Consider the following 22,838-nt stretch of genomic DNA (forward strand, 5'->3'; position numbering starts at 1 on the left):
TATTAAAACCGGACAACATTGGGGGATGTTAGTCTTGGTTAGCTAAGCAGGTTAATTGCAAGTTGAATGTACAACTTCATTAATTAACTACTACAGTTAACCTACAAAATCTTCATTATTGATTTCGCAATTGCATAAGCCATTAATGGCGGCACTGCGTTTCCTATCTGCTTGAATGCGGCAGTTCTATTAAAAGATAGTTTTCTTTTAATATCACTTGGCTTCACTCCTTCAAAATAATAATCATCCGGGAACGATTGAAGCCTGGCTGCTTCTCTAACTGTCAATGAACGGATTTGCTTGATATCAGGATGAATATAATAATGACCGTCTTTCGCTATATGGGCAACAACTGTCTGTGAATAAGGCAGGTCATCGGCAACTACTTTGAAACGATCAAAAAAAGAAGTCCTATTGTTATGGGTTTTAAGTTCATCAGGTAGATCATTATAATTTAATCTCTCCCCGCTCCTTTTCCACTTCTTTATAGCGATACGATATATTTTTTTGTCTTGTTGGTTATGTGGACGGGAGATATGTTGGGTCAGTACGTCTATGCCATTTCTGATGCAATTGTTTATTAAATATTGATTTGTATCACCTGCGTAAGCCTGATATTTATCTATTCCAGCTCCTGCCAATAAAACTGGTAAATCAACTAATACATCAGCTACGGTGGATTTGGTTTGGTGTTTTACTTCTTCGAGATTTGGTATCTCAAGATTTAAATCTTTCTTCCATCCAATAATAATTACTCTCCTTCTTCTTTGTAATACACCAAAATTGTTTGCTTCAACAGTAAACAGTTTCATCTTATAACCTCGATCTAAAAACAGCTTCTCCATCTGTTCAAGATAAAATCCTCTTTTGGCTGACTTCAACCCAAGAACATTTTCAAATACAAACATTTTAGGTTTATAAAAAGCTAGATAGTTGGCGTATTCTACAAATAAATAGTTTCGAGGATCACCCTCCATCTTTGTTGCAGATCTGGATCTACCAGCCAGTGAGTAAGCCTGACATGGAGGTCCACCTATAATTAAATCTACTTTTTGCTTGCCGAGGAGGCTCTTTATTGTTTTATGAATGGTCTCATTATGCTCAGGCCCAACTGGCAGATTAATTATTGAAGACTTTACTTCATCAGGGATTTCTTTATACAATTTTTCTCGACTTATCTCTCCCCTTAAATAGGATACATAGATGCTGTACTGATTGTTTGCCTTCAAGTAATGGTAGGCAGTTCTGGTTCTTAAGGAATAGCAAGCAGCTTTATCCATTTCAACGTGTGCAATAGGGGTAAATCCTGCCCGGATGAAGCCCTCGGATAATCCACCGGCACCTGCAAATAAGTCTATGAAGTTCATTTCCTGGAAGATACAATTTTGCCAGGCAATTTAGCAAGAGTTTTTTGAAGTTTCCCTGCTTTTGTCTCACACTCCCAGACTGTGAGTACTTTCCATCCAGCATCTTGAAGAGCTTTTTTGTTTCTCTTGTCTCTTCTGACGGTATCCGAAAACTTCTTTTTCCAATTTGTACTAGATTCTTGTGATGGAGTCGTGCAATACCTGCAGCCTGGATGCCGATGAAAATAACACCCATGTATGTCAACTACCGTTTTATACTTCGGCAAAACAATATCAGGCTTACCCGGCAGATCCTTGACATGAAGCCGGTAACGGAAGCCGTGCTTGTGCAGAAAGCGACGCACCAGCATCTCGGGCTTTGTATCCTTGCCCCTGATTGCAGCCATATTTTTACTGCGTGTTGCTTTATCATGCACATCTGCCATATACCAAAGCTCCAGTTCAATCATCTCGCCAAAGTCTCTGCCAGCACCTTTAACACCGTACAAGTTGCGACCCCGCCTTCGCCAATGCTTCGGTCGGGGCAGGCGCAATCGCGGCCAAATAATATTATAGGGCTGGTCCCATAATAATTCCTTCCCAAGTAAGCGGCGGCGTGGTAACCATGTGATGGATGATTGGTGGCGAGATCCAACACCTATTCACGCAGCACCCACCCATACAAAAAACAAAAGGAGCAGTTGCCTGCTCCTTTCCTTTACGATAAAATGGTGGGTGTTTCAATTACCTCTAGTGGTGGATTTGCTTTATCAAGCTTTGCTTTGCCTAAATAATCAGGCAGGTCCATACCCGCCATTTCGAAGATGTCTTTTAGCGGTGGTACTGATTTGTACAACCCGCTAATGAAGTTGGCGGTAGAACTTTTACCGTCGCCGGCTCCGCCATTCTCCCAAACCGTTACCTTGTCTATCTTGATGTTCTTGATAGCCTCGGTCTGCATCTTCACCAACTCAGGAAGTTTGTCGCTTATCAACAGCAGCACGGCATCTTTTGGATTGTTGCCTGCAGCTTTCACTATGCGATCCAAACCTTCGGCCTGCTTGGTAAGTATCTCGTACATACCACGTGCTTCCGCTTCCAGTTTTGAGTAGATAGCATCTGCTTCACCTTTTGCTTTTTCGCGGATCTTTTCTGCTTCGGCTTGTGCCTCCAGTATTGCCTTTTGCTTTTCTATTTCAGCACTTACTACAATGTTGGCTGTCTGCGATGCTCTTTCTTTTTCGGCACGGGCCTCTTCAGTTTTGCGCTCTGCATTGTAGGCTTCTTCCATGGCCTTGGCTGACTGCACTTTTTCTGCAGACATGGCACGCTTTAGGGCTTCTGCTTCTCTTTCTCTCCTGTCGGCCTCAGAGTTGGCAATTTGTATCCGCGATACGTTCTCACCTTCTACCGCTACAGCATTTGCCGATGCAGTTTTGATACGCGTATCTCTTTCAGCTTCTACTTTACCTATCTGCTCGTCGCGCTTGGCTGCGGCCAACAGTACTTCCCTGTCTTTTACAGCCATGGCTATACGTGTATCACGATCGCGCTGCGTTTCGGCTATCTGCACATCCCTGTCGCGCTGTGTTTCCTGGATGCTGATGTCGCGGCTGCGCTCTGCATTGGCTCTACCTACTTCACCCACCAGGTCTTGTTCTGCTACGCTCTTCTTAGCCTCGTTGATGGCCTTAGCAGCAGCCTCTTTACCAAGCGCCTCTATATAACCACTTTCATCTTTGATGTCGGTGATGTTTACGTTGATCAGTTTCAAACCGATCTTCTTAAGCTCTGCTTCTACGTTACTAGCCACATTGCTCAAAAACTTATCGCGGTTGTTGTTGATCTCTTCAATATCCATCATAGCAACCACCAGGCGCATCTGACCTAAGATGATGTCGTTGGCCAGGTTATGAATATCCTGCGCTTTCAGGCCCAACAGGCGTTCAGCTGCATTCTCCATTACACCAGGCTCGGTAGAAATACCAACAGTGAATTTAGAAGGCACATCCACACGAATGTTTTGCTTGCTCAGCGCCTTTGTCAGGTTTACTTCTATACTCATAGGAGTAAGATCGAGGAAGGAATAATCCTGGAACAACGGCATGATGAAAGCCGCACCACCATGTATACACTTAGCGGTAAGGTTACCTTCAGTTCCCTTACCTACTTTTCCGAATACCACAAGTATCTTATCGGAAGGACAACGTTTGTAGCGCCTGGCAAGCGCCATCACTACAAGAAATAATACAGCAATTACTACTGCAATTAAAATGAGAATTGTTTCTGGCATTGTTTGTTAGTTTTTATTGTAAAGAATTGGTTTTAGAAGTTACTACCAGCACATTGCTGTTCAACTTATTTACTACCTGTACCGTTTTGCCGGTAGCGATATCTGTTTCATCATCCGTTACGGCTTCTATTTCTACCAGGCGGCCCTGCACTACTACGTGCACTTTGCCACGTCCACCGCGCTGCGAAGGAATACGCAGGTATACTTCGCCTACCTGGTTAATGGCATTCTCCACCTGCAGTGTACCGCTCTGCCTGAGCTTATATACATTCTTAAGAAGCAGGTAAAGAATAGCAACCATAGTAACACCTGACAACAGGCCCACTGCTATAGCGGCTATGTCGCTACCACCGGCTTGCTTTGTAGCCAGGCCACTCCAACCGAAAATGGTAAAGAATACTACCAGGTTCCTGATAGAAAAGAATTGAAATGATACATCACCGCCGTCTATATCACCTCCATCGTAGCCGTCGTCAAAAAAATCGAATGCACCACCCAGTAGTGACAGAATTGACAGGATAACTAAAATGGTTGAAAACAATAACGCGATGATCCAGAGCATCATTTCCATTGATTGCATTTCAAGCAACCAGGAAATAAAATTTGAAAGCATGTTTGTTTGGTTTAGGGTTGTGAAAATATAGGAAAAACTAATCTGCCATGGAGCATTAAAGCCGTTACAAGCAAGAATGTCTTTTACAAAATGAATAACCCGCCATGTATAAGCATTCCAAATAAAGAGCAGCAAAAGAGGCTAAAAGAATTTGTCCGGCCACATTTGCTGCTCCTCTAAAAAAACATTTTCTGCTCCGGCACGACCATTATAAAATAATAAAGGTCCGCCAGTTGGGGACCTTTATTAAGTTGTAAAACTTCTTACTTATTTAATGATGTAGCCAAACCCAATATTAAATTGGATTTTTTAGGCTTGGGCTACGCCCAAGACGTTTCGTACATGTTCATTTTCTACAAACGGAGTTGGGCGCTGCCCAATTATTGGTCTCCCTGGTTTAAAGATCCAGCATCCTGCTTCAACATCCAGCATCGCTTTTTCTAACACCTAACATCTAACGCTTGATGCTCAACATCTTTAATCAAGTAGGAATCCTTTTGTTTATTCCTGGTTTTTCAGAATTCCTTTTTCCATTAAATACTCTGCTATTTGTACAGCATTTGTTGCTGCACCTTTACGCAGGTTATCGCTCACAATCCACATGTTTAAGGTATTAGGCTGTGTTTCATCTCTGCGCAATCTTCCTACAAATACTTCATCTTTTTCGTGTGCAGATAAAGGCATTGGATAATGCTGGTCTGCAGTATTATCTTCTACAATTATTCCCGGCGATGATGCAAGCAATTGCTTTACCTCTTCCAGTTCAAAATCATTTTCAAATTCTACATTCACGCTTTCGCTATGGCCACCAATGACAGGTATGCGAACGGTAGTAGCGGTAACACGAATTGTATCATCCTGCATGATCTTTTTTGTTTCGTTCACCATTTTCATTTCTTCTTTGGTATAACCATTATCCATGAAAACATCTATCTGCGGAATTACGTTCAGGTCAATAGGATATTTATAAGCCATTTCTCCTTCTACACCTTTACGCTCATTATGTAGCTGCTGTACAGCTTTTACGCCCGTACCGGTTACACTTTGGTAAGTGCTTACTACCACTCTTTTTATTTTGTATTGCTTATGCAGTGGTTGCAGTGCCACTACCATTTGTATGGTAGAGCAATTAGGATTTGCAATTATTTTATCGTCTTCTGTTAGTACATCAGCATTTACTTCGGGTACCACTAATTTTTTGGTTGGGTCCATACGCCATGCACTGGAATTATCAATTACAGTTATTCCTGCTTCGGCAAATTTTGGCGCCCACTCAAGTGAGGTACTTCCGCCTGCAGAAAATAAGGCTACGTCTGGTTTGGCAGCAATAGCATCGGCAGCGGAAACAACCTTGTATTTTTCACCTTTAAATTCTATTTCTATACCCACTGATCTTTCAGAAGCAACAGGTATTAATTCTGTTACCGGGAAATTTCTTTCTGTAAGTACCTGTAACATTTTGGTACCTACAAGGCCTGTAGCGCCCACTACTGCAACTTTCATATTGTTTTGTTTATTCAGTTATGGTTATAAAAAAAGCCTTCCGTGTTAGGGAAGGCTCAATATTGTATATACATGCAATCACCTTCCTTACCCAGGAAACTGTTTCTTGCACTTATTGATGATTTGTAACATGGCAACGAAAATAGGCATTTGCTGCATCTGAACAAAAAATATAGATATTGATATCAACAATGTATTTTAGGAGTATAATGAACTGCATTGCCTGCAATGGAAATGCAAGTGTATCCTACAGTACATTAATAGTTTACAATGAAAAATGTTTCGACTGCGGCACTGGTTGCTATTCTTATCCTATTTCATAATTCTTTGAAAGCGCAGTTTACTGACAACTTCAGCGATGGAGATTTTACCAGCAATCCTACCTGGGTGGGCAATACCAACGACTGGATGGTGAATTCTTCCATGCAACTTCAGAGTAACAATACCGTTGCAAACAGTACCTATTACTTAAGCACTGCCAATACATTGGCAACTGCTGCGCAATGGGATTGGTTCACCAGGATCGAATTCAATCCTTCGGGACCAAACTCTATTGATGTATACCTTACCGCCTCTGCAAGTGATCTTGCCAGCAATAGTACCGTAGGTTATTTTGTACGAATAGGAAATACCGATGATGAGATAGCATTGTACAGGAAAGATGCAGGAGGAACGATAACAAAGATCATTGATGGTGCAAATGGCATATTGAACAGTTCTGCCAGCATGATGAAAATACGGGTGATCAGAACAGCCAATAACCAGTGGAGTTTGCTACGTGATCTTTCCGGTACAGGTACTACCTATGTTTCAGAAGGAACAGTTACAGATGCTACATATACTACTTCTTCTTTTTTTGGAATACTGGTAAGGCAAAGCACCGCCAGCTTTTTTCAAAAACATTTTTTTGATGACTTTGAGGTAAAGGCTTACGTGCCTGATGTAACACCGCCGGCTATTGTTTCTGCCACGGCTGTTTCACCCAATACCATTGATGTTCTTTTCAATGAACCCGTTGATCTTACCACCTCACAAGTAGCAGCTAATTATTCTGCCAATAATGGTATAGGATCGCCCACAACAGCAGTACGCGATGCAGCTAATACTTCTTTGGTGCGGCTAACGTTTGCTAACAATTTTCCTTCAGGACCAGTACATACTCTTACAATAAACAATGTGCAGGATCTATCGGGCAATGCCATCAGCAACGGCACTGCCAGCTTTAGTTTTTACATACCTAAGCAGTTCGATATAGTGATAGATGAATTGATGCCTGATCCATCGCCTGTTGTATCGCTACCTAATACGGAGTGGGTAGAACTAAAGAACACCAGCGGAAGAGCCATCAACCTGCAAGGCTGGCGGATAACAACAGCCAGTGCTACAAGTGGCGCTATGGCTTCTTATGTATTACCTGCTGATAGTTTTGTTGTCATCACATCGTCCACACAGGTAGCAGCCTTTGCGGCTTATGGAAGAGTTTTGGGAGTTTCATCATTTCCTGCATTACCCAACGAGGCTGGAACAGTATCGCTTATATCTCGTGAAGGAGCAACCATACACACCGTTAGTTATTCTGACACATGGTACCAGAACGCGGTAAAAAAAGAAGGCGGATGGACGCTGGAAATGATTGACACCCGCAACCCGTGCAATGGCGGAAACAACTGGCGTGCAAGTGTAGACCCAAGAGGCGGCACACCGGGTGCAAAAAATTCAATTGATGCGGCTAACCCTGATCAAACATCTCCATCGTTAGTGCGTGCTGCAGCCACAGATAATCTTACGGTGGTACTTACTTTCAGCGAACCTGTAGATAGTGCTCGTGCTGCTACTGCTTCTAATTATACCATAAGCGATGGTGTAGGAACACCTGTTTCTGCATTAACCATTGCGCCTGCATTCAACCGTGTGCAACTGCGATTGGCAACACCTTTACAAACGGGCAGGGTATATACTATCACCGCTAATAATGTAGCTGATTGTAGCGGCAATACCATTTCTTCTTTCAATACAGCAAGAGTTGGACTGCCTAGTCCTATAGACAGCTTTAGCATTGTGATCAACGAGGTGCTGTTCAATCCACCAACAAATGGCGTGGATTACGTAGAGATATACAACCGCACCAACAATGTGTATGACCTGAAAGACCTTTACATCAACAACCGCGCTGGCTCTACTTTAGCTTTGGGTACACCACGACAAGTGTCTACAGATAACCTGCTGCTGTTTCCTGGTGAGTACTTTGTTTTATCGCCAAGTGGCGAAATGGTAAAACAACAATTCAATGCTTTGAACCCGCAGAACTTTGTTGACGTTGCTTCTTTTCCAAGCTATCCCAACGACAGGGGTTACGTGGTGCTGATGAATGCACAAGGCATCATAGTAGATGAACTCGCCTACAGCAATCAATGGCACTACAGGCTGCTGGATAATGAAAAAGGCGTTGCGCTAGAAAGGATCGATTTCAACAGGCCTACGCAGGACCAGAACAACTGGCATAGTGCGGCTTCTACCTCGGGTTTTGGAACGCCATCGTACCAGAACTCGCAGTACCGTGCTGATGTAACACTTCAAGGTGAAGTAACAATAACACCTAAAACATTTTCACCTGACAATGATGGATACGAAGATTTCACAGTGATCAACTATCGACTTACTGATCCTGGATATGTGGCTAACATCACCATTTTTGATGCTGCAGGCAGACCGGTGCGTTTATTGGCAAAAAATGCTACACTGGGATTGAATGGCAGCTTCCGGTGGGATGGATTGAATGATAAGCAGGCACGTGTACCAATAGGTGCTTACGTGGTGTATACAGAGGTGTTCAATATAGATGGAAAGAAACGTTCCTTCAAGAACACAGTGGTGGTAGCTGCAAGGTTCTAACGCAGTAGTTACATCATTGAACTAGACGATCATCCAAAGTTTCACAAAGACAAAACTTGCGAGGAACAACTCGACCATAACTGACCTCTTTATTGTTTTCTTCTGAGTAGTATTTTTACTGGTAATTCCTATGAATAGAACTTCTAAACCTGTGCGGGCATTTGTATGGTTTTCGTCATTGCTTGTTCTCTTATCTGTAGTCTTATATATTACCAGCCTTTCCGGAACCATTTCTTCAAAGCCAGCACTAATTGCTTTGGTTTGTGCATTATATACCGGCCTTCTATGTTTTGTAGCTATTCGCAAATATGCTTTTACTGCTACGGTTATTCTTTGTGCAAGCATTGCTATGATATTTCCACAAGCATTCATTGCATGGAATGGCTTTAGCCTTTCGCTGCTCATTGTGCCGCTAATGCAGCTTATCATGTTTGGAATGGGCACCACGTTGAGCCCTGCTGATTTTGCACGAATTGCACGTTCACCCTTGCCAGTGCTGGTAGGATTGATACTACAGTTTTCTATCATGCCTGTCGTAGGTTATATACTTGCTAACCTGTTTGGATTTGAAGGAGAAATTGCTGCGGGGATCATTTTAATCGGTTCCTGCTCGGGAGGTGTAGCCTCCAACCTGATGACATTTTTGGCTAAAGGAAATGTAGCGTTATCAGTCACCATGACCTTCTTCTCTACATTGGTTGCTCCTTTTGCAACACCTTACCTGATGAAAGTTTTTGCAGGTGCTTTTGTACCTATTGATCCCATCAAAATGATGTTCTCCATTTTGAACATGATCATTGTGCCGCTGCTTGCGGGGCTGGTAGCTCATGAGCTACTGTACAGCAAAAGAAAGTGGATGCAAGAAGTTTTTGTATTACTTGGGCTGGCTGCGGCGGCAGTTGTACTGGCAGTACTTGCGCTAAAGAACAATCTATTGTTCGGTCCGCTTGCCAATGGTATCATGATGGGCAGCTTCCTTATCGCGCTTATCATAATCATTAAGCTGGTAATGAATAACGTGCTGCATAAGCAAGGCGATTGGATGGATGCAGTTCTGCCTCTTATTTCTATGGCTGGAATTTGTATCATTATCACCATCATCATTGCGCAGACACATGAGGTTTTTACGGCTGTAGGTATATCGTTGCTCATCGCAGCTATCATTCATAATGCTGTTGGTTATACATTAGGCTATAGCTTTCCACTTTGGATCGGGCTGCTGTATAGAAAAATGCGGAAGCTATCAGGTTTTGCAAGCAATGATAGACTGATAATAAGTGAAGCAGAAAGAAGAACAATAGCCATAGAAGTAGGTATGCAGAATGGCGGAATGGCTACAGGTTTGGCCATTGATGTACTGCATAGTCATGTGGCGGCGCTTCCTGCAAATCTTTTTGGTACATGGATGAATATTTCAGGATCAATGCTGGCTAATTATTGGCAGCAAAAGCCTGTAGAAGACGAGACTGCCGATGAAGGGGAGAAGCAACCCAAGTAAGGCTGCTGAAAGAACTTTTCATTTTTCCTGCTTCAAATTATTATTGGCTATTTTCAGCCGGTAATATTGGATCTTCTATTTAGTCGGATCTCCAACCACCCAACGCATCTGCTTATGAAAACAAGTGTACTAGAACGCTATAACGTTACAATAACCGGGGAAGGAAAGCAACCTATGATGTTTGCCCACGGCCTTGGCTGTACCCAGATCATGTGGCGCTATATCTATCCTGCTTTTGAAAAAGACTACAAGATCATTCTCTTCGATTACCTGGGCAATGGTGGAAGCAGCAGTCAATCAAACTATGAAAGCATACAAGATCATGCAAATGATGTATTGGAGATTATAGAGGCTCTACAGCTACAGGAGGTAATCTATGTTGGACACTCCATCAGCAGTATGATAGGAATGCTGGCATCAATTAAATCTCGAGGCGTGTTTAGCAAAATGATAATGGTAGCGCCCTCTCCACGCTATATCAACGACAAAGACTATGTAGGCGGCTTTGACAAACACGAGATACAGGAAGTGCTGGCGGTAATGAAAGAAAACATGAACAACTGGGCAAAGATGTTTATGCCACAGGTGGTGAGCGGAGATAATGCTGCAGCATTAAGCGAGGAACTTCGAGCCAGCTTTTGCAACACAGATAACATGGTAGCTTACAAATTTGCAGAGCAAGCATTTAATATTGATCTGCGGGACCAGCTACATAAGCATACTACGCCCACACTCATCCTGCAAGGAACCAATGACATAGTGGTGCCTGAGCGTGTGGGGCATTATCTAAAGGAGAATTTGCAAAACAGCACATTGGTAGTGATGAAGGCGGTTGGTCATTATGCACATTTATCTGCCCCTGGTGAAACGGTGGAGCTGATACAGCAATACTTACAAGAAAATTAGCGTGATCAACAAGAGAATAACTGGCGTAGGAGCAAGTCTACTTTCCGCTTGCTGATCTCTTTGCGGGTTATTTTATAACACCAGGTAAAAAGGCTCTCTTTGTTACTGTCGTATTCATTTATTCGCTGCACGATGTTGATGAAACAGGTTTCAAGTATATCTGCACTGGTAGCTTCGCCAAAAGGAACCTGTACAATGAACCCGTAAAGTGGCTGCGAATACATGTCGTACAACCTGTTGATGGCGGTACTACTCTTACGTGCTATTTCCCTTGCAAGGGCAGCATCGGTAGCACGCTGATGAGGCACTACCAGGTTCTGTACCCGCTGTGGAATGGAGATGGTGTTTGTTTGGTTCATACAGGAATCTATCCACACAAATTATTATGCCAGCTGCTGCAGGTTTATTTATCCAGGTATCGCTCTCCTACTTCTGCAGGAACGAGTACTTCTACTCCCCAATCCTCTAAAATTTCTTCTTTTAGTTTTCGCACGATCTCTTCCAGCCCATGGTACCAATCAAGGTGCGGACTCCACTGGTCGCAGCCACCTTCAGGACCTATACATTGCGTATGATCCCAAACTTTTTTACATGATGGACAGCGGCCGCCGGTGTCAAAGGTGTTCCATACATGGCCACACTCGCACATCCATTCTGAGTCTTCTGCAGGCTCCCACTGGCATTTAGGGCAGTATATGTCTATATTATCCATGGTTATTTCTTTTGTTCAATTTAATAATTCAGCAGCTTTTGAATGTATTCATGCAGCCTGCTTTTAGCCATAAAATTTTTCTCCAACTCCATATTGAAAGGAATGGGAGTGTCGAGAGATGCACACCTGAGCACCGGTGCGTCCAGCATTTCAAAACAGTTTTCTGTGATCCATGCACTTAGCTCACCACCAATGCCTCCTGTTAGTGTATCCTCGTGAAGCAGTAGCACCTTTCCCGTTCTACTTACCGCTTCTTTTATAGCAGTGTAATCTAAAGGAAGTAACGTACGCAGGTCCAAAATGTTTATAGAAATACCTGCATTCTGCCCCGCATATTCCTGTGCCCAATGTACGCCGCTTCCATAAGTTATTATGGAAATATCGTCTCCCTCCTGCACTTTCCGTGCTTTACCTATTTCTACTTCATAATATTCTGCAGGCACATCGCCGCTTACGCTTCGGTATAGCGCCTTGTGTTCAAAAAACATAACCGGATTTGGATCGTTGATAGCAGCTATCAGCAATCCTTTTGCATCGGCTGGAGTTGATGGATACACCACCTTTAGCCCCGGTGTATGTACAAACCAGGCTTCGTTGCTCTGGCTGTGGAAAGGACCCGCACCTACACCGCCACCTGTAGGCATACGTATTACCACATCGGCATTCTGGCCCCATCGGTAGTGGATCTTTGCCAGGTTATTTACGATCTGGTTGAAGCCAACAGAAACGAAATCGGCAAATTGCATTTCCATCATGCTCTTATAGCCTTCCAGGCTCAATCCCAGTGCACTGCCTACAATGGCACTTTCGCACAGCGGTGTGTTGCGAACTCGTTCTTTACCAAACTCCTGCAAAAAGCCTTCTGTAATTTTGAATGCACCACCATATTCCGCTATATCCTGCCCCATCAGCACCAGGTTTTCATGCTTTTGCATCGACTGGTGCAGCCCTTCTTTTATGGCATCTATAAACCGGAGGTTGCGGCCAGATGCCGCAGGTTGGGTGCTTGTGGATGAAGTGTAAGGCGCGTAAACATCGGACAGCTCTTCTTCTGTATTTGGTTGTATATCTGCCGCCTCGAAAGCGAGTTGTAGTTCTGATTCTATGTATGCCTTGAACTCCGCCTGGTTGTCTTCTATCTGTTGCTGTGTAAGCACCGAAGACTCCAGAAGAAAGTGTTGGAAGTTTTTGATCGGGTCGTTCTTGCTCCACTCCTCGAACAGGTGCGAGGGAACATATTTTACCCCGCTGGCTTCTTCGTGTCCACGCATCCTGAAGGTCATACACTCTATCAGGTAAGGCTTCTGCTCCCTGATGCAATACTCACGAATACCATTGATGGTGTCGTACACTTCCAGCACATTGTTACCGTCTATACGTACTCCATCCATACCATAACCTTTGGCCCTGTCTACCAGTCTTTCGCAGCGATATTGTTCATTAACCGGTGTGCTTAGGCCATAACCATTGTTTTCAATAATAAAAATTACCGGCAGGTCCCATACTGCAGCTACATTCAGCGCTTCATGAAAATCTCCTTCGCTTGTACCACCATCGCCGGTAAAAGCAAGGGAAACCTTATTTTCTTTTTTAAGCTTGTAAGCCAGCGCTACACCATCTGCTATGGCCAGTTGCGGACCAAGATGCGAGATCATACCGCAGATATGATGTTCTTTAGAGCCAAAATGGAAGCTGCGTTCGCGGCCTTTGCTGTAGCCTTCTTTGTTGCCCTGCCACTGCATGAAGAGCTTGTGCAAAGGCATTTTACGGGTTGTAAAAACACCGAGGTTCCGGTGCAGCGGCATCATCCATTCATCGTGCTGTAAAGCGAGTGCTGCACCAACAGAAATGGCTTCCTGTCCAATACCACTGAACCACTTGCTGATCTTTCCCTGCCGCAGGAGCACCAGCATCTTTTCTTCGATCATCCGGGGCAGAAGCAGGTTGCGGTAGGTAAATATCAGCTGGTCGTTGGTGAGGTCCTTACGGTGAAATTGCATATGGAAGTAATTACGGCTAAGATAGGGAATGAGCGGAATGGTTGATGCTGGATACTTGATGGTAGATTGGAGGATGGATGTTTCATGCTGGATACTTGATGCTAGATGCTGGATAGCCTAAGCATGCAATGTCATCCCGACGAAGGAGGGATCTCCCATCAAGTAAGTTGGAAGTTGGTTGTTGCAGGTTGGAGGAGATGCCTCGTACCTCGGCATGACAAGCCATTGAATGTCATCCCGACGAAAGAGGGATCCCCTTAAAGTAAGTTGGAAGATGGAGGTTGGAGGTTGGAAGTTGAAGAGATGCCTCGTACCTCGGCACGACAGCAATTAATCAAACAGCAGGCTGCAAGAAATGCCAAAGCCGGTATTGATACCGGCTTCCAAATATTATTAGATATACCTGCTCTTGCTATTTCTCTTTCCTGTTCAACCCAAAGAAAGCCTCTATAAGAGAAGAGGAAATGGAAACGATGAAGCTGAACAGCAGGGCACTGAACCAGCTGCCTACCCTGAAACCCGGAACCAGATCGGACGTCCACATGATGATGAGTATGTTGATGACCAGGAGAAATAGCCCCAGCGTGAATATGGTGATGGGAATGGTTAGCAAAATAAGAATGGGGCGAACGATTGCATTGAGCAAGCCAAGCACCAACGCTACAACAATGGCCGTCCACGAGCTGTTGACGGTAACTGCAGGTAGTATCCATGAAGCTATCAATACAGCTATGGCTGTTATCAGGATCTTGATGATAATACGGTGCATAGGTGAAGTTATTTAGTTAGTTCCTGGTTTCTTTTCCTGGTTTTGCTCCCGGTGTCATGCCGACGAAGGAGGCATCTCCTTTGGCGGTGGTGGGTTTATGTTTTTAGTTCCTGGTTTCTTGTTCCTGGTTTTGCTCCTACTGTCATACCGACGAAGGAGGCATCCGCAAAAAATTATTTAGTTTCTTGTTCCTGGTTCCAAGTTTCTGTCCAGTAATCACTGATCTCCAATCACTGATCTCTGATCTCTCCTATCAAACAACCACCAGCTCATAAAACTCCTCGGGCACCAGGTATTTTTCTGCCAGCTCTTTTATCTCTTCTGCGTTTATGTTTTTGATGGTGTTGATAGACGTATAGAAATAGCTTTCATCCAGCCCGTTCAGCACATAGTTTTTCCAGCGTGCGATTATCTGGAAAGGACCGTCAAGATCGCCAAGTATACTTCCGATCATGTAATTGCGTACTAGCGAAAGTTCATCTTCGTCAACCAATTCCTCACGCAGTCCTTGCATCTCTTTGTACACCTCGGCTATGGTTGCTTCGCTCACATCACGGCCTGCTTCGGTGCTTATCATCCACGCGCTGGTTTGCACATGATTTTGAAAATAGCTGTGGATGCCGTAGGTATAGCCTTTGTCTTCGCGGATGTTGCTCATCAGTCGCGAGCCAAAGAAACCTCCAAACAAGCTGTTCAGAACCTGCACTTTTATAAAATCAGGGTGATGACGATTAGGAAACGGGCGGGCAATGCGTATCGCGCCTTGTACGCCATTTTCATCGTTCATTATCCTGTACTTCTTTTCGCTGGCTGCAGTAGGCAGTATTTCCTTTGCTGCAGGCGCAGTGCCTTTTAGTGGTAAATGCCCCAGCACCTTATTAAGCTGCTCCATCATATCGGCTGGTATTTTACCTGCAACAAATATGACACAGCTACCATGGCGGTAGTACTGGTCGTAAAAAGCAACAATGCTTTCCCGCTCCAAAGCCTCGTAATCTTCCATAGAAGTATAGCGTCCATACGGATGATGGAAGCCATAGATGTACTCATCGATAAGACGGTTGGCAACAAAGTCAGCCTTTTTCATGCTCACTTTTAGCCGCTGCTTTTGGTTCTGCTTATAAATGGCTAATTCTTCTGACGGAAAAATAGAATCTGTAAGCAGTTCACCTACAACAGGCAAAACCGTATTCAGGTGCTTGGTAAGACCATGCAGAGTGATATTGGCTGTTTCGTTGTAGCAGTTACGGTTCAGGTAAGCGCCGTAGTATTCGAAGTGCTCATTGATTTCGAAAGCTGTGCGGGATGAGGTGCCATTCTTCAACATGAAATTGGCGGTACCTGCAACGATGTTCTGCTCTTCATACCAGTTTCCTGCAAAGAACACCAGCTCTACCAGTGTTACTTCCTGTGCACCGGCATCTATGGCATATACCTGCACACCATTATCCAAGGTAAATCGTTCACATTGCTGCAGTTGAAGATCAAAATCAACGGCATCTTTTATAGGGGGAGCTTGTGTTCTGTCTATCATTTTATTGCTGTTAAAGGGTACCTCGCAGATCCTTTAGTTTTGTTTCCACTTATGATCTTCCGTATATAAATCAAATTGTTGATCACAAGCCTGGTGATATTTCTCAATTAACTCTTGCTGAAGTAATGCATGGTGCTGCTGTTGGCTTCATCAAATATTTCTTTAGCAGTTTCTTTCAGGTCTTCAGCGGTTACCTGCTGGTAGCGCTCCAGTTCGGTGTTCATCATGTTAGCATCGCCCAGCAGCTCATAGAAAGCAAGGCTATTAGCGCGGTTCATGATTGTCATGTCTTCAAAAGCGATCACACTTTCCGTCTTGTTCTTCACCTTCTGTAGTTCCGTTTCACTTACAAGGTCAGCCTGCATCTTTTCTACTTCTTCCTGTACCGCTTTTTCAGCCTCTTCCATTTTCACACCTTTTACCAGCTTGCCTTCTATGGTAAGCAGGCCAGGTTCTATGCTGCCCATGTGGTAACAGTCGATATTGCTAAAAAGCTGGCGTTCCTTTACCAGCGCCTGGTATAGTCTTGAAGAACCTCCACCACTTAATACATCAGAAATAAGATCAGCTGTATAGTATCCTTTCTCAAGTCGTGAAGCTATATGCCATGCTTTGTAGAAAGCATCTAATGGCACATCGGCCTCTACCGTCAGAAGTCTATGCTGTGTTTGTTTTGGCTCCTGCGGCAGGTTACGATTGTATTTTTCACCCATTTCTATAGGACCAAACCATTTTTCCGACAGGCGTTTTACCTCTTCCAGCTTTACATGTCCCGACACTACCAATATGGCATTCACTGGGCGGTAGTGCTTAAAGAAGAAATTCTTTACATCCACCAGGCGTGCATTTTCTACATGGCTTAAGTCTTTACCAATCGTCATCCATTTATAAGGATGTGTAGTATAAGCCAGTTCACGCAGCTTATGCCATACATCTCCATATGGCTTGTTGATGTAGTGCTCTTTAAATTCTTCGCACACCACTTTGCGCTGTACGTCCAGGCTTTTTTCGCTAAACGCCAGGCTCAACATGCGGTCACTTTCAAGCCAGAAAGCTGTTTCCAGGTTTTCGGCAGGAAGCTGAATATAATAATTGGTGAGATCGTTGGTTGTGTAAGCATTGTTCTCTCCACCTGCCATTTGTAATGGCTCATCATAATCTTCTATGTTAATGCTACCACCAAACATCAGGTGCTCAAACAAATGCGCAAACCCTGTTCGATCAGGATCTTCATCGCGGGCTCCTACATCATACATCACATTTACCACAGCCATAGGTGTGCTATGGTCTTCATGCACTATCACTCTTAAACCATTATCCAGGACAAACCGATCGAATTGTATCATATATAATAAAGAGGGTGCAAATTATGTAAAATCTAGAGGACGGCTCTAATTCAAATCCTCCACCAGTACGGCAGACATCCCTGCAAACTTTTTCTCTTAAATAAAAACTGCCTCCGTTAGGAAGCAGTCATATAAACACTATTGATTAGCTTCTTATTTAGCTACCATTATCTTCTGGAACAACTGTTCACCGTGGTGATACACGATAACCATGTACGTACCATTGATCAGCTGGCTTGCATCGAGCCTGATGGTGTTACCATTCATTTTCAGGTTGTGCTGCTGTACCATTTTGCCGCTTGCATCGGTTATGCGAACCAGTACGGTGCCATTTACATTGTTATTTAGCTGTAGTTGCATATAACTTGAAACAGGATTTGGATACACTATGAGCTTGCTATTTAGCGGCACGTGCACCGAGAACACCTGGCTATACTTATACGAACCGTCTTTATCTACCATTTTCAACCTATAGTAAATGCGCTGCCCACGATTGGTAATAGATTTATCTGTATAGCTATACTGGCGGCTATTGGTGGCTACTACCTCATCAATCTTTTGGTAAGTAATTCCATTAATGCTTTTCTCGATCTCGTACCTGGCAAGGTCCGATTCGTTTTCTGACAGCCACTCAAGCAAAACATTCTCCGCTTGCAGTTTTCCACCAAACTGTACCAGGTCTACCGGCAATGCAGTTAATCCCGGGCAGCTACTATTCCAAACCCTCGTTACAAACTGCGGGCTATCAACAAAAGGATTCCTGTTTCCCTGGTAAGTATAAGCGGCATTGTTACGGTCTATTTCCTTCTGGCTTACCGGGTCTAACTGGTGCCACTGGATCATAAGACGCAGGTAAGGAATATCTACGCTGGGATAAGTATTAGGTTCAAAAGCTTGTGCAGCCTCAGAATTAGCTGCATAGTTGGCCATGTTATCCTCGTACCGGGTCACGAAATACAGGAAAGCCCTGGCAAGATCTCCTTTGAAAGAATCAATAGGCTCGAACACGGGACCTGTAATTCCTGCCACCGCCGAAGAACCCAACTTACTTCCGTTTTGCGTAGTATGAGTAGCCGTTGCCACTTTACCGTATGGATAGTTAGCTCTTAATCCATTCACGTATTTATCCGTTGGAAAAATATGGTGATAATCAGTTGCCGGACCCGGCGTACTGGTACTTCCAGAGAACCAGCTTAAAGGAACGGAGTGTTCGCGATTGTACAATTGTCCTTCTGAGGTACCACCGGAGCCCTGGTCCTGTTGGCCACCTGTACCTGTGCCGGGTGTGAAATTATAAGGATCATTACTTGGACCCGGCCGATCTGAATACACATCCCAGATAACCATGGCCGAACCAGTTCCTACTTCACGAGGCTTTACATCCGATACCTGGAACTGGGTCCATAGATCGCCATAAGTTCGTGGATTATGACCATTTGTAATGATGGATTTGAGCGTTGTCTTTAAACCACTGCACGACAATCCTGAAGTTGATTGATAATATCCTGCAGGAACCTGTGCTATAGAAAATATAGAGGTTAGTGTATAAGCAGCAAGTAAGAAATATTTCATAGATAGTAGCAAAAAGCGGTAAATGTAAATTTTTACCTCCACCGATGGCTGTTAAAAAGATGTAGAATTCATCTTCATAAATATCATGCCCATTTAGAGAATGGATTGCACCTTCAAAACCACTTCTTTCAGCTGGTTACCACGCCTTATGATCATCCTTGCACGGGAGTTGGCCAGTTGCAGAATATTCTTATATACCTGGATATTTCCGCTCAGATTATTATTAACCGAAATGATCACATCTCCGGGTTGTAAACCTGCCCTTTCGCCCGGCGAGTTTTTTATCACATCTTCTATCACTATTTCGCCATCTACCAGGTAAATGCCGAGCCCGGTATATGAGTAATCAAAAGGTTCTTCAAAATGTGTATTGGGCGAAAGGTGTATCTCTTTCTTTTCATAATTCAGTACCAGGTTAAAACGCCTTAGCAGGTCGTTGCCTACCAGGCCTCCCAATTCAGGGTAGTTGGTCAGGCCATTATCATCGTGAAAAAGGTGCACCGGAACATTCCTGAACTTATAAGGGCCCAAACGCATTTCCTTCACCGTCGTTAGTCGCATAGCTTTTTTTCCTCCCAGTCCCTCGCCTTGCGTTTCAATGATCTTCTTGCGGCGGCCAGTCAGCAGGCTGTCGCCAGCGTATTCTTCCGAAAGTAAAAGACACAAACCCGCACCGGTATCAAAATAAAAACTGGAAGTGGAAGAGCGTCCGTCTCGAATGGAGGCACCAAAAACAGGCAGATTGTTTAGCCGCGGCCTAAGCACCCAGCCCTGCCGCGGGTAGCTTATACTGCCTTGCGAGTAAACCTGCAACAGGTATTTATCATAATCTACCTTTACAATATACCTGCTCAAAAAGCTATAACCGATTATCCCATCGATCTTTAGCCCATACACACTGGTAAGTATGTCGTAGTCATTAATGTGAAAATCCAGCTGGTGCACCGCCAGCCCCGGGAAGTTCAAACGCTGGTTTAGTACAAATGAGACGGTCCTGGTGCCGGCCAACCCGCGTATGGTTCTTTGCGACGGAGTTACTTTCAGCTTTAGGTAAGCTACCGTGGTACTATCCAGCGAAATTCCACCGCTGCCGGTGTCCAATATAAAATTCAGCGTGTCAGGAAAATCAGAAAGCGTAGCCTGCAAAATAATTACTCCGCCACTCAACAGTTTTATGGGAAATGAAGCCAGGAGTTTCGCCTGTGGCTTTATAAAATCCTCCTGTGCATGAGTGGCTATAGTACATACCAACAGGCTGCTGATTACAAGCAGGATCTTTAGGTAACCAGCCTTGGTACTACTATCAGGCTTTTGTTGTGTCACTCACTTCAGGGTTTAGTACGCTATTCAGCCAATCAAATTACAGCTTTACATGTGCACTACCAGCAGTATGTATTAATATAATTTAAGAAACAACTAGCTTACTCTTATAGCTGATGCAGTTGTGGTGTCGTACTTTTGCGAGCTATAAATTATTACATGCAATTAGCTGATTTATACCAGAAGGCGCTCAATTTCGGCTTTCTTAGCGTAGAAGAAGGTGTCTTTCTTTTTGACAATGCTCCCACTGCCGACCTGATGCAGGTAGCCAACGAACTTCGCAAGCAGCAGGTGCCGCATGGTAAAGTTACCTGGATCATCGACCGCAATATGAACACAACCAACGTGTGTATTGCCAACTGTAAGTTCTGCAACTTCTACCGCATACCTGGTCATCCCGAAGCGTATGTTACTGACCTGGAAACGTACAGGCAGAAAATTGAAGAAACCTTTAGGTATGGCGGCGAGCAGCTCCTCCTGCAAGGTGGTCACCATCCTGATCTTGGCCTGCAGTATTATGTAGACCTGTTCCGGAACCTAAAGCAAATGTTCCCTAACCTGAAGCTTCACACTTTAGGACCTCCCGAAGTAGCGCACATTACCAAGCTGGAAAAAAGCACGCACCACGAAGTACTTAAAGCTTTGAAAGAAGCTGGAATGGACAGCATGCCTGGTCCGGGTGCCGAAATACTGGTTGATCGTGTTCGCCGTTTGATAAGCAAAGGCAAATGCGGATCGCAGGAATGGCTCGACATAATGCACGAAGCGCATAAGCTGGATATTACTACCAGCGCTACCATGATGTTTGGACATGTAGAAACAGTGACTGAGCGTTTTGAGCACCTGGTAAAGATCCGCGAAGTGCAGGCAAAAAAGCCAGAGCACGCTAAAGGTTTTGTTGCTTTTATCCCGTGGACCTTCCAGGATGTAGATACACTGCTTGCACGTATACGTGGTGTACACAATCTTACTACAGCCGACGAATACATAAGGATGATCGCACTTAGCCGTATCATGCTGCCAAACGTAAAGAACATTCAAGCCAGCTGGCTAACGGTTGGAAAGCAGGTTGGACAAATCTGTTTACATGCAGGTGCCAACGACTTTGGCAGCATCATGATAGAAGAGAATGTAGTAAGTGCTGCAGGCGCTCCTCACAGGTTTACCAGCAAAAGCATTCAACAAGCTATCCGCGAAGCAGGTTTCGAACCACAGCTGCGCAACCAGCAATACGAGTTCAGGCAATTACCAGAAGTAATGGAAGAACAGGTGATCAGCTATTGATCATCATTGGTTTCAGCATAATTAAACCTACTGTAGCATCGCCTGCAGTAGGTTTTTCTTTTTAATTCATCCAGCATATGGCATCGCTAGGAATGTTTTTTGTGCAACCGGTGATTTCAAGCAATCACTATGTGGAAACAGTTAATAGATCAAATAGACTCTTTGCCTCCGTATGCACTCAACTTAGTACTGGCTTTGGCCGCTATTCTTACAGGATTGATTTTTAAAGGAATAGCTACAATCATTCTTAGAATTTACTCTCGCAAAAACCTGGATTATTCGCTTTTCAGAAGCATCATTAGCCGTTTAAGCACACCTATTACGTGGTTTTTGCCTTTGCTTACGCTCAATATCGTGTTGCCGCTAATGGTTCTAAATGCACGGCAGCTGAAAGTGTTGAATAATATCAACGGTATACTGCTCATCGTCGTTTTTGCCTATATACTGATAGCCTTGGTGCATATTGTCCAGGATTATTTTTACAATATTTATGACCTGCGAAAAGAAGACAACCTGCGTGAACGAAGGGTAAGAACACAGATCCAGTTCATCAGGAAACTTCTTATCGGGATGATCGTAATCATTTCAATAGGAGCGATTTTATTAAGCTTCCCAAGCCTGCGCAGGGTAGGAGCTGGTCTGCTTACCGGTGTGGGTGTGGGTGGTATCATTATCGGTTTGGCTGCACAGAAAACATTGGGTAACCTTTTGGCAGGATTGCAAATAGCATTTACGCAACCTATACGTATAGATGATGTAGTGATAGTAGAAAATGAATGGGGCAGGATAGAGGAAATTACTTTGACTTATGTGGTAGTGAATATTTGGGACCAGCGCCGGCTGGTGGTTCCTATCAACCATTTCATAGAGAAACCTTTCCAAAACTGGACACGAACAACATCACAGATACTGGGTACCGTTTTCCTTTACCTCGATTATACTGCACCTGTAGATATGATAAGAGCGGAGTTCGACAGGCTGGTGAATAAATCGCATCTATGGGATAGGAGAGTAGGCGTTTTACAAGTTACCAATACTACGGATCGCACCATAGAACTGCGTGTATTAGTGAGTGCCGCCAGTGCCGGAAATGCATTTGATCTAAGGTGTTATTTGCGCGAAAACCTGGTGTCTTTCATACAAAAGAATTATCCCGACTCCTTGCCTAAAACAAGAGCAGAAATTTCACCGGAAAAACAACCTGCTGAGCTTGTTGACCTGCTGAAATAATAAAGCGGAAAAGGAGCTAA

General features: G+C 44.0%; 18 protein-coding genes. 5 read left to right on the plus strand and 13 right to left on the minus strand.

The annotated features are described in order from the left end of the window. Positions 1 to 101 precede the first annotated feature (101 nt). The 5 genes from J4N22_RS18465 to J4N22_RS18485 all read right to left on the minus strand — a co-directional run bounded on the left by J4N22_RS18465 (position 102) and on the right by J4N22_RS18485 (position 5,755). Positions 102 to 1,367, minus strand: coding sequence for a DNA cytosine methyltransferase (locus J4N22_RS18465; protein WP_207497059.1), 1,266 nt, complete (start codon positions 1,365 to 1,367; stop codon positions 102 to 104). Next, on the minus strand, positions 1,364 to 1,816 hold the full coding sequence (locus J4N22_RS18470; RefSeq protein WP_242692298.1) for a very short patch repair endonuclease: 453 nt from the start codon (positions 1,814 to 1,816) through the stop codon (positions 1,364 to 1,366). Before J4N22_RS18470 ends, J4N22_RS18465 begins: the two co-directional genes overlap by 4 nt. Positions 1,817 to 2,064: 248 nt before the next feature. Continuing rightward, positions 2,065 to 3,639, minus strand: coding sequence for a flotillin family protein (locus J4N22_RS18475; protein WP_207497060.1), 1,575 nt, complete (start codon positions 3,637 to 3,639; stop codon positions 2,065 to 2,067). Between the two features lie 13 nt (positions 3,640 to 3,652). Then, positions 3,653 to 4,210, minus strand: coding sequence for a hypothetical protein (locus J4N22_RS18480; protein WP_207497061.1), 558 nt, complete (start codon positions 4,208 to 4,210; stop codon positions 3,653 to 3,655). A 543-nt stretch (positions 4,211 to 4,753) separates the two neighbouring features. After that, complete coding sequence (locus J4N22_RS18485) at positions 4,754 to 5,755, minus strand: aspartate-semialdehyde dehydrogenase (protein WP_207497062.1); 1,002 nt, start codon at positions 5,753 to 5,755, stop codon at positions 4,754 to 4,756. Between the two features lie 270 nt (positions 5,756 to 6,025). On the opposite strand from J4N22_RS18485, the gene J4N22_RS18490 reads away from it, so the two are divergent. The 3 genes from J4N22_RS18490 (at position 6,026) to J4N22_RS18500 (ending at position 11,051) form a co-directional block, all read left to right on the plus strand. Next, positions 6,026 to 8,647, plus strand: coding sequence for a lamin tail domain-containing protein (locus J4N22_RS18490; RefSeq protein WP_207497063.1), 2,622 nt, complete (start codon positions 6,026 to 6,028; stop codon positions 8,645 to 8,647). A 130-nt stretch (positions 8,648 to 8,777) separates the two neighbouring features. Further along, positions 8,778 to 10,145 carry a bile acid:sodium symporter family protein gene (locus J4N22_RS18495; protein ID WP_207497064.1) on the plus strand — a complete coding sequence of 456 codons (1,368 nt, stop codon included), beginning with the start codon at positions 8,778 to 8,780 and terminating at the stop codon, positions 10,143 to 10,145. Positions 10,146 to 10,259: 114 nt separating this feature from the next. Then, a complete protein-coding gene (locus tag J4N22_RS18500; protein WP_207497065.1) occupies positions 10,260 to 11,051 on the plus strand; it encodes an alpha/beta fold hydrolase in 792 nt (263 codons plus the stop codon). 5 nt (positions 11,052 to 11,056) lie between these two features. Here the strand turns inward: J4N22_RS18500 and J4N22_RS18505 are convergent, their stop codons facing one another. From J4N22_RS18505 to J4N22_RS18540, 8 genes are all read right to left on the minus strand, one after another. Further along, complete coding sequence (locus tag J4N22_RS18505; protein WP_207497066.1) at positions 11,057 to 11,410, minus strand: RNA polymerase sigma factor; 354 nt, start codon at positions 11,408 to 11,410, stop codon at positions 11,057 to 11,059. A 44-nt stretch (positions 11,411 to 11,454) separates the two neighbouring features. Next, complete coding sequence (locus tag J4N22_RS18510; protein ID WP_207497067.1) at positions 11,455 to 11,763, minus strand: hypothetical protein; 309 nt, start codon at positions 11,761 to 11,763, stop codon at positions 11,455 to 11,457. Positions 11,764 to 11,783: 20 nt separating this feature from the next. Further along, on the minus strand, positions 11,784 to 13,763 hold the full coding sequence (locus tag J4N22_RS18515; protein WP_207497068.1) for an alpha-ketoacid dehydrogenase subunit alpha/beta: 1,980 nt from the start codon (positions 13,761 to 13,763) through the stop codon (positions 11,784 to 11,786). Between the two features lie 412 nt (positions 13,764 to 14,175). Further along, positions 14,176 to 14,532 (minus strand): phage holin family protein, encoded by a 357-nt coding sequence (locus tag J4N22_RS18520; protein WP_207497069.1) that lies wholly within the window; start codon positions 14,530 to 14,532, stop codon positions 14,176 to 14,178. A gap of 253 nt (positions 14,533 to 14,785) precedes the next feature. After that, complete coding sequence (locus J4N22_RS18525) at positions 14,786 to 16,066, minus strand: M16 family metallopeptidase (RefSeq protein ID WP_207497070.1); 1,281 nt, start codon at positions 16,064 to 16,066, stop codon at positions 14,786 to 14,788. Between the two features lie 107 nt (positions 16,067 to 16,173). Continuing rightward, a complete protein-coding gene (locus J4N22_RS18530) occupies positions 16,174 to 17,412 on the minus strand; it encodes a M16 family metallopeptidase (protein WP_207497071.1) in 1,239 nt (412 codons plus the stop codon). A 153-nt stretch (positions 17,413 to 17,565) separates the two neighbouring features. Then, complete coding sequence (locus J4N22_RS18535) at positions 17,566 to 18,984, minus strand: endonuclease (protein ID WP_207497072.1); 1,419 nt, start codon at positions 18,982 to 18,984, stop codon at positions 17,566 to 17,568. Between the two features lie 93 nt (positions 18,985 to 19,077). Further along, the gene (locus J4N22_RS18540; RefSeq protein WP_342450943.1) at positions 19,078 to 20,307 is read right to left on the minus strand and encodes an aspartyl protease family protein; all 1,230 of its coding nucleotides are present in this window, start codon (positions 20,305 to 20,307) and stop codon (positions 19,078 to 19,080) included. A 156-nt stretch (positions 20,308 to 20,463) separates the two neighbouring features. Here J4N22_RS18540 and mqnC point away from each other — a divergent pair, with 156 nt between their 5' ends. Further along, positions 20,464 to 21,588 (plus strand): cyclic dehypoxanthinyl futalosine synthase, encoded by a 1,125-nt coding sequence (mqnC, locus tag J4N22_RS18545; protein WP_207497073.1) that lies wholly within the window; start codon positions 20,464 to 20,466, stop codon positions 21,586 to 21,588. 129 nt (positions 21,589 to 21,717) lie between these two features. Continuing rightward, positions 21,718 to 22,818, plus strand: coding sequence for a mechanosensitive ion channel family protein (locus J4N22_RS18550; protein ID WP_207497074.1), 1,101 nt, complete (start codon positions 21,718 to 21,720; stop codon positions 22,816 to 22,818). The last annotated feature ends 20 nt before the right edge of the window (positions 22,819 to 22,838 follow it).

It is taken from the genome of Aridibaculum aurantiacum, assembly GCF_017355875.1.
Taxonomy (GTDB): Bacteria; Bacteroidota; Bacteroidia; order Chitinophagales; family Chitinophagaceae; genus Segetibacter; species Segetibacter aurantiacus.

Coding starts and splice junctions, on each gene's coding strand:
- J4N22_RS18535 (WP_207497072.1), bottom strand. CDS start 18,984: ATGAAATATTTCTTACTTGCTGCTTATACACTAACCTCTATATTTTCT.
- J4N22_RS18475 (WP_207497060.1), bottom strand. CDS start 3,639: ATGCCAGAAACAATTCTCATTTTAATTGCAGTAGTAATTGCTGTATTA.
- J4N22_RS18550 (WP_207497074.1), top strand. CDS start 21,718: ATGTGGAAACAGTTAATAGATCAAATAGACTCTTTGCCTCCGTATGCA.
- J4N22_RS18500 (WP_207497065.1), top strand. CDS start 10,260: ATGAAAACAAGTGTACTAGAACGCTATAACGTTACAATAACCGGGGAA.
- J4N22_RS18490 (WP_207497063.1), top strand. CDS start 6,026: ATGAAAAATGTTTCGACTGCGGCACTGGTTGCTATTCTTATCCTATTT.
- J4N22_RS18495 (WP_207497064.1), top strand. CDS start 8,778: ATGAATAGAACTTCTAAACCTGTGCGGGCATTTGTATGGTTTTCGTCA.
- J4N22_RS18530 (WP_207497071.1), bottom strand. CDS start 17,412: ATGATACAATTCGATCGGTTTGTCCTGGATAATGGTTTAAGAGTGATA.
- J4N22_RS18515 (WP_207497068.1), bottom strand. CDS start 13,763: ATGCAATTTCACCGTAAGGACCTCACCAACGACCAGCTGATATTTACC.
- J4N22_RS18525 (WP_207497070.1), bottom strand. CDS start 16,066: ATGATAGACAGAACACAAGCTCCCCCTATAAAAGATGCCGTTGATTTT.
- J4N22_RS18465 (WP_207497059.1), bottom strand. CDS start 1,367: ATGAACTTCATAGACTTATTTGCAGGTGCCGGTGGATTATCCGAGGGC.
- J4N22_RS18520 (WP_207497069.1), bottom strand. CDS start 14,532: ATGCACCGTATTATCATCAAGATCCTGATAACAGCCATAGCTGTATTG.
- J4N22_RS18505 (WP_207497066.1), bottom strand. CDS start 11,410: ATGAACCAAACAAACACCATCTCCATTCCACAGCGGGTACAGAACCTG.
- J4N22_RS18510 (WP_207497067.1), bottom strand. CDS start 11,763: ATGGATAATATAGACATATACTGCCCTAAATGCCAGTGGGAGCCTGCA.
- mqnC (WP_207497073.1), top strand. CDS start 20,464: ATGCAATTAGCTGATTTATACCAGAAGGCGCTCAATTTCGGCTTTCTT.
- J4N22_RS18470 (WP_242692298.1), bottom strand. CDS start 1,816: ATGATTGAACTGGAGCTTTGGTATATGGCAGATGTGCATGATAAAGCA.
- J4N22_RS18485 (WP_207497062.1), bottom strand. CDS start 5,755: ATGAAAGTTGCAGTAGTGGGCGCTACAGGCCTTGTAGGTACCAAAATG.
- J4N22_RS18480 (WP_207497061.1), bottom strand. CDS start 4,210: ATGGAAATGATGCTCTGGATCATCGCGTTATTGTTTTCAACCATTTTA.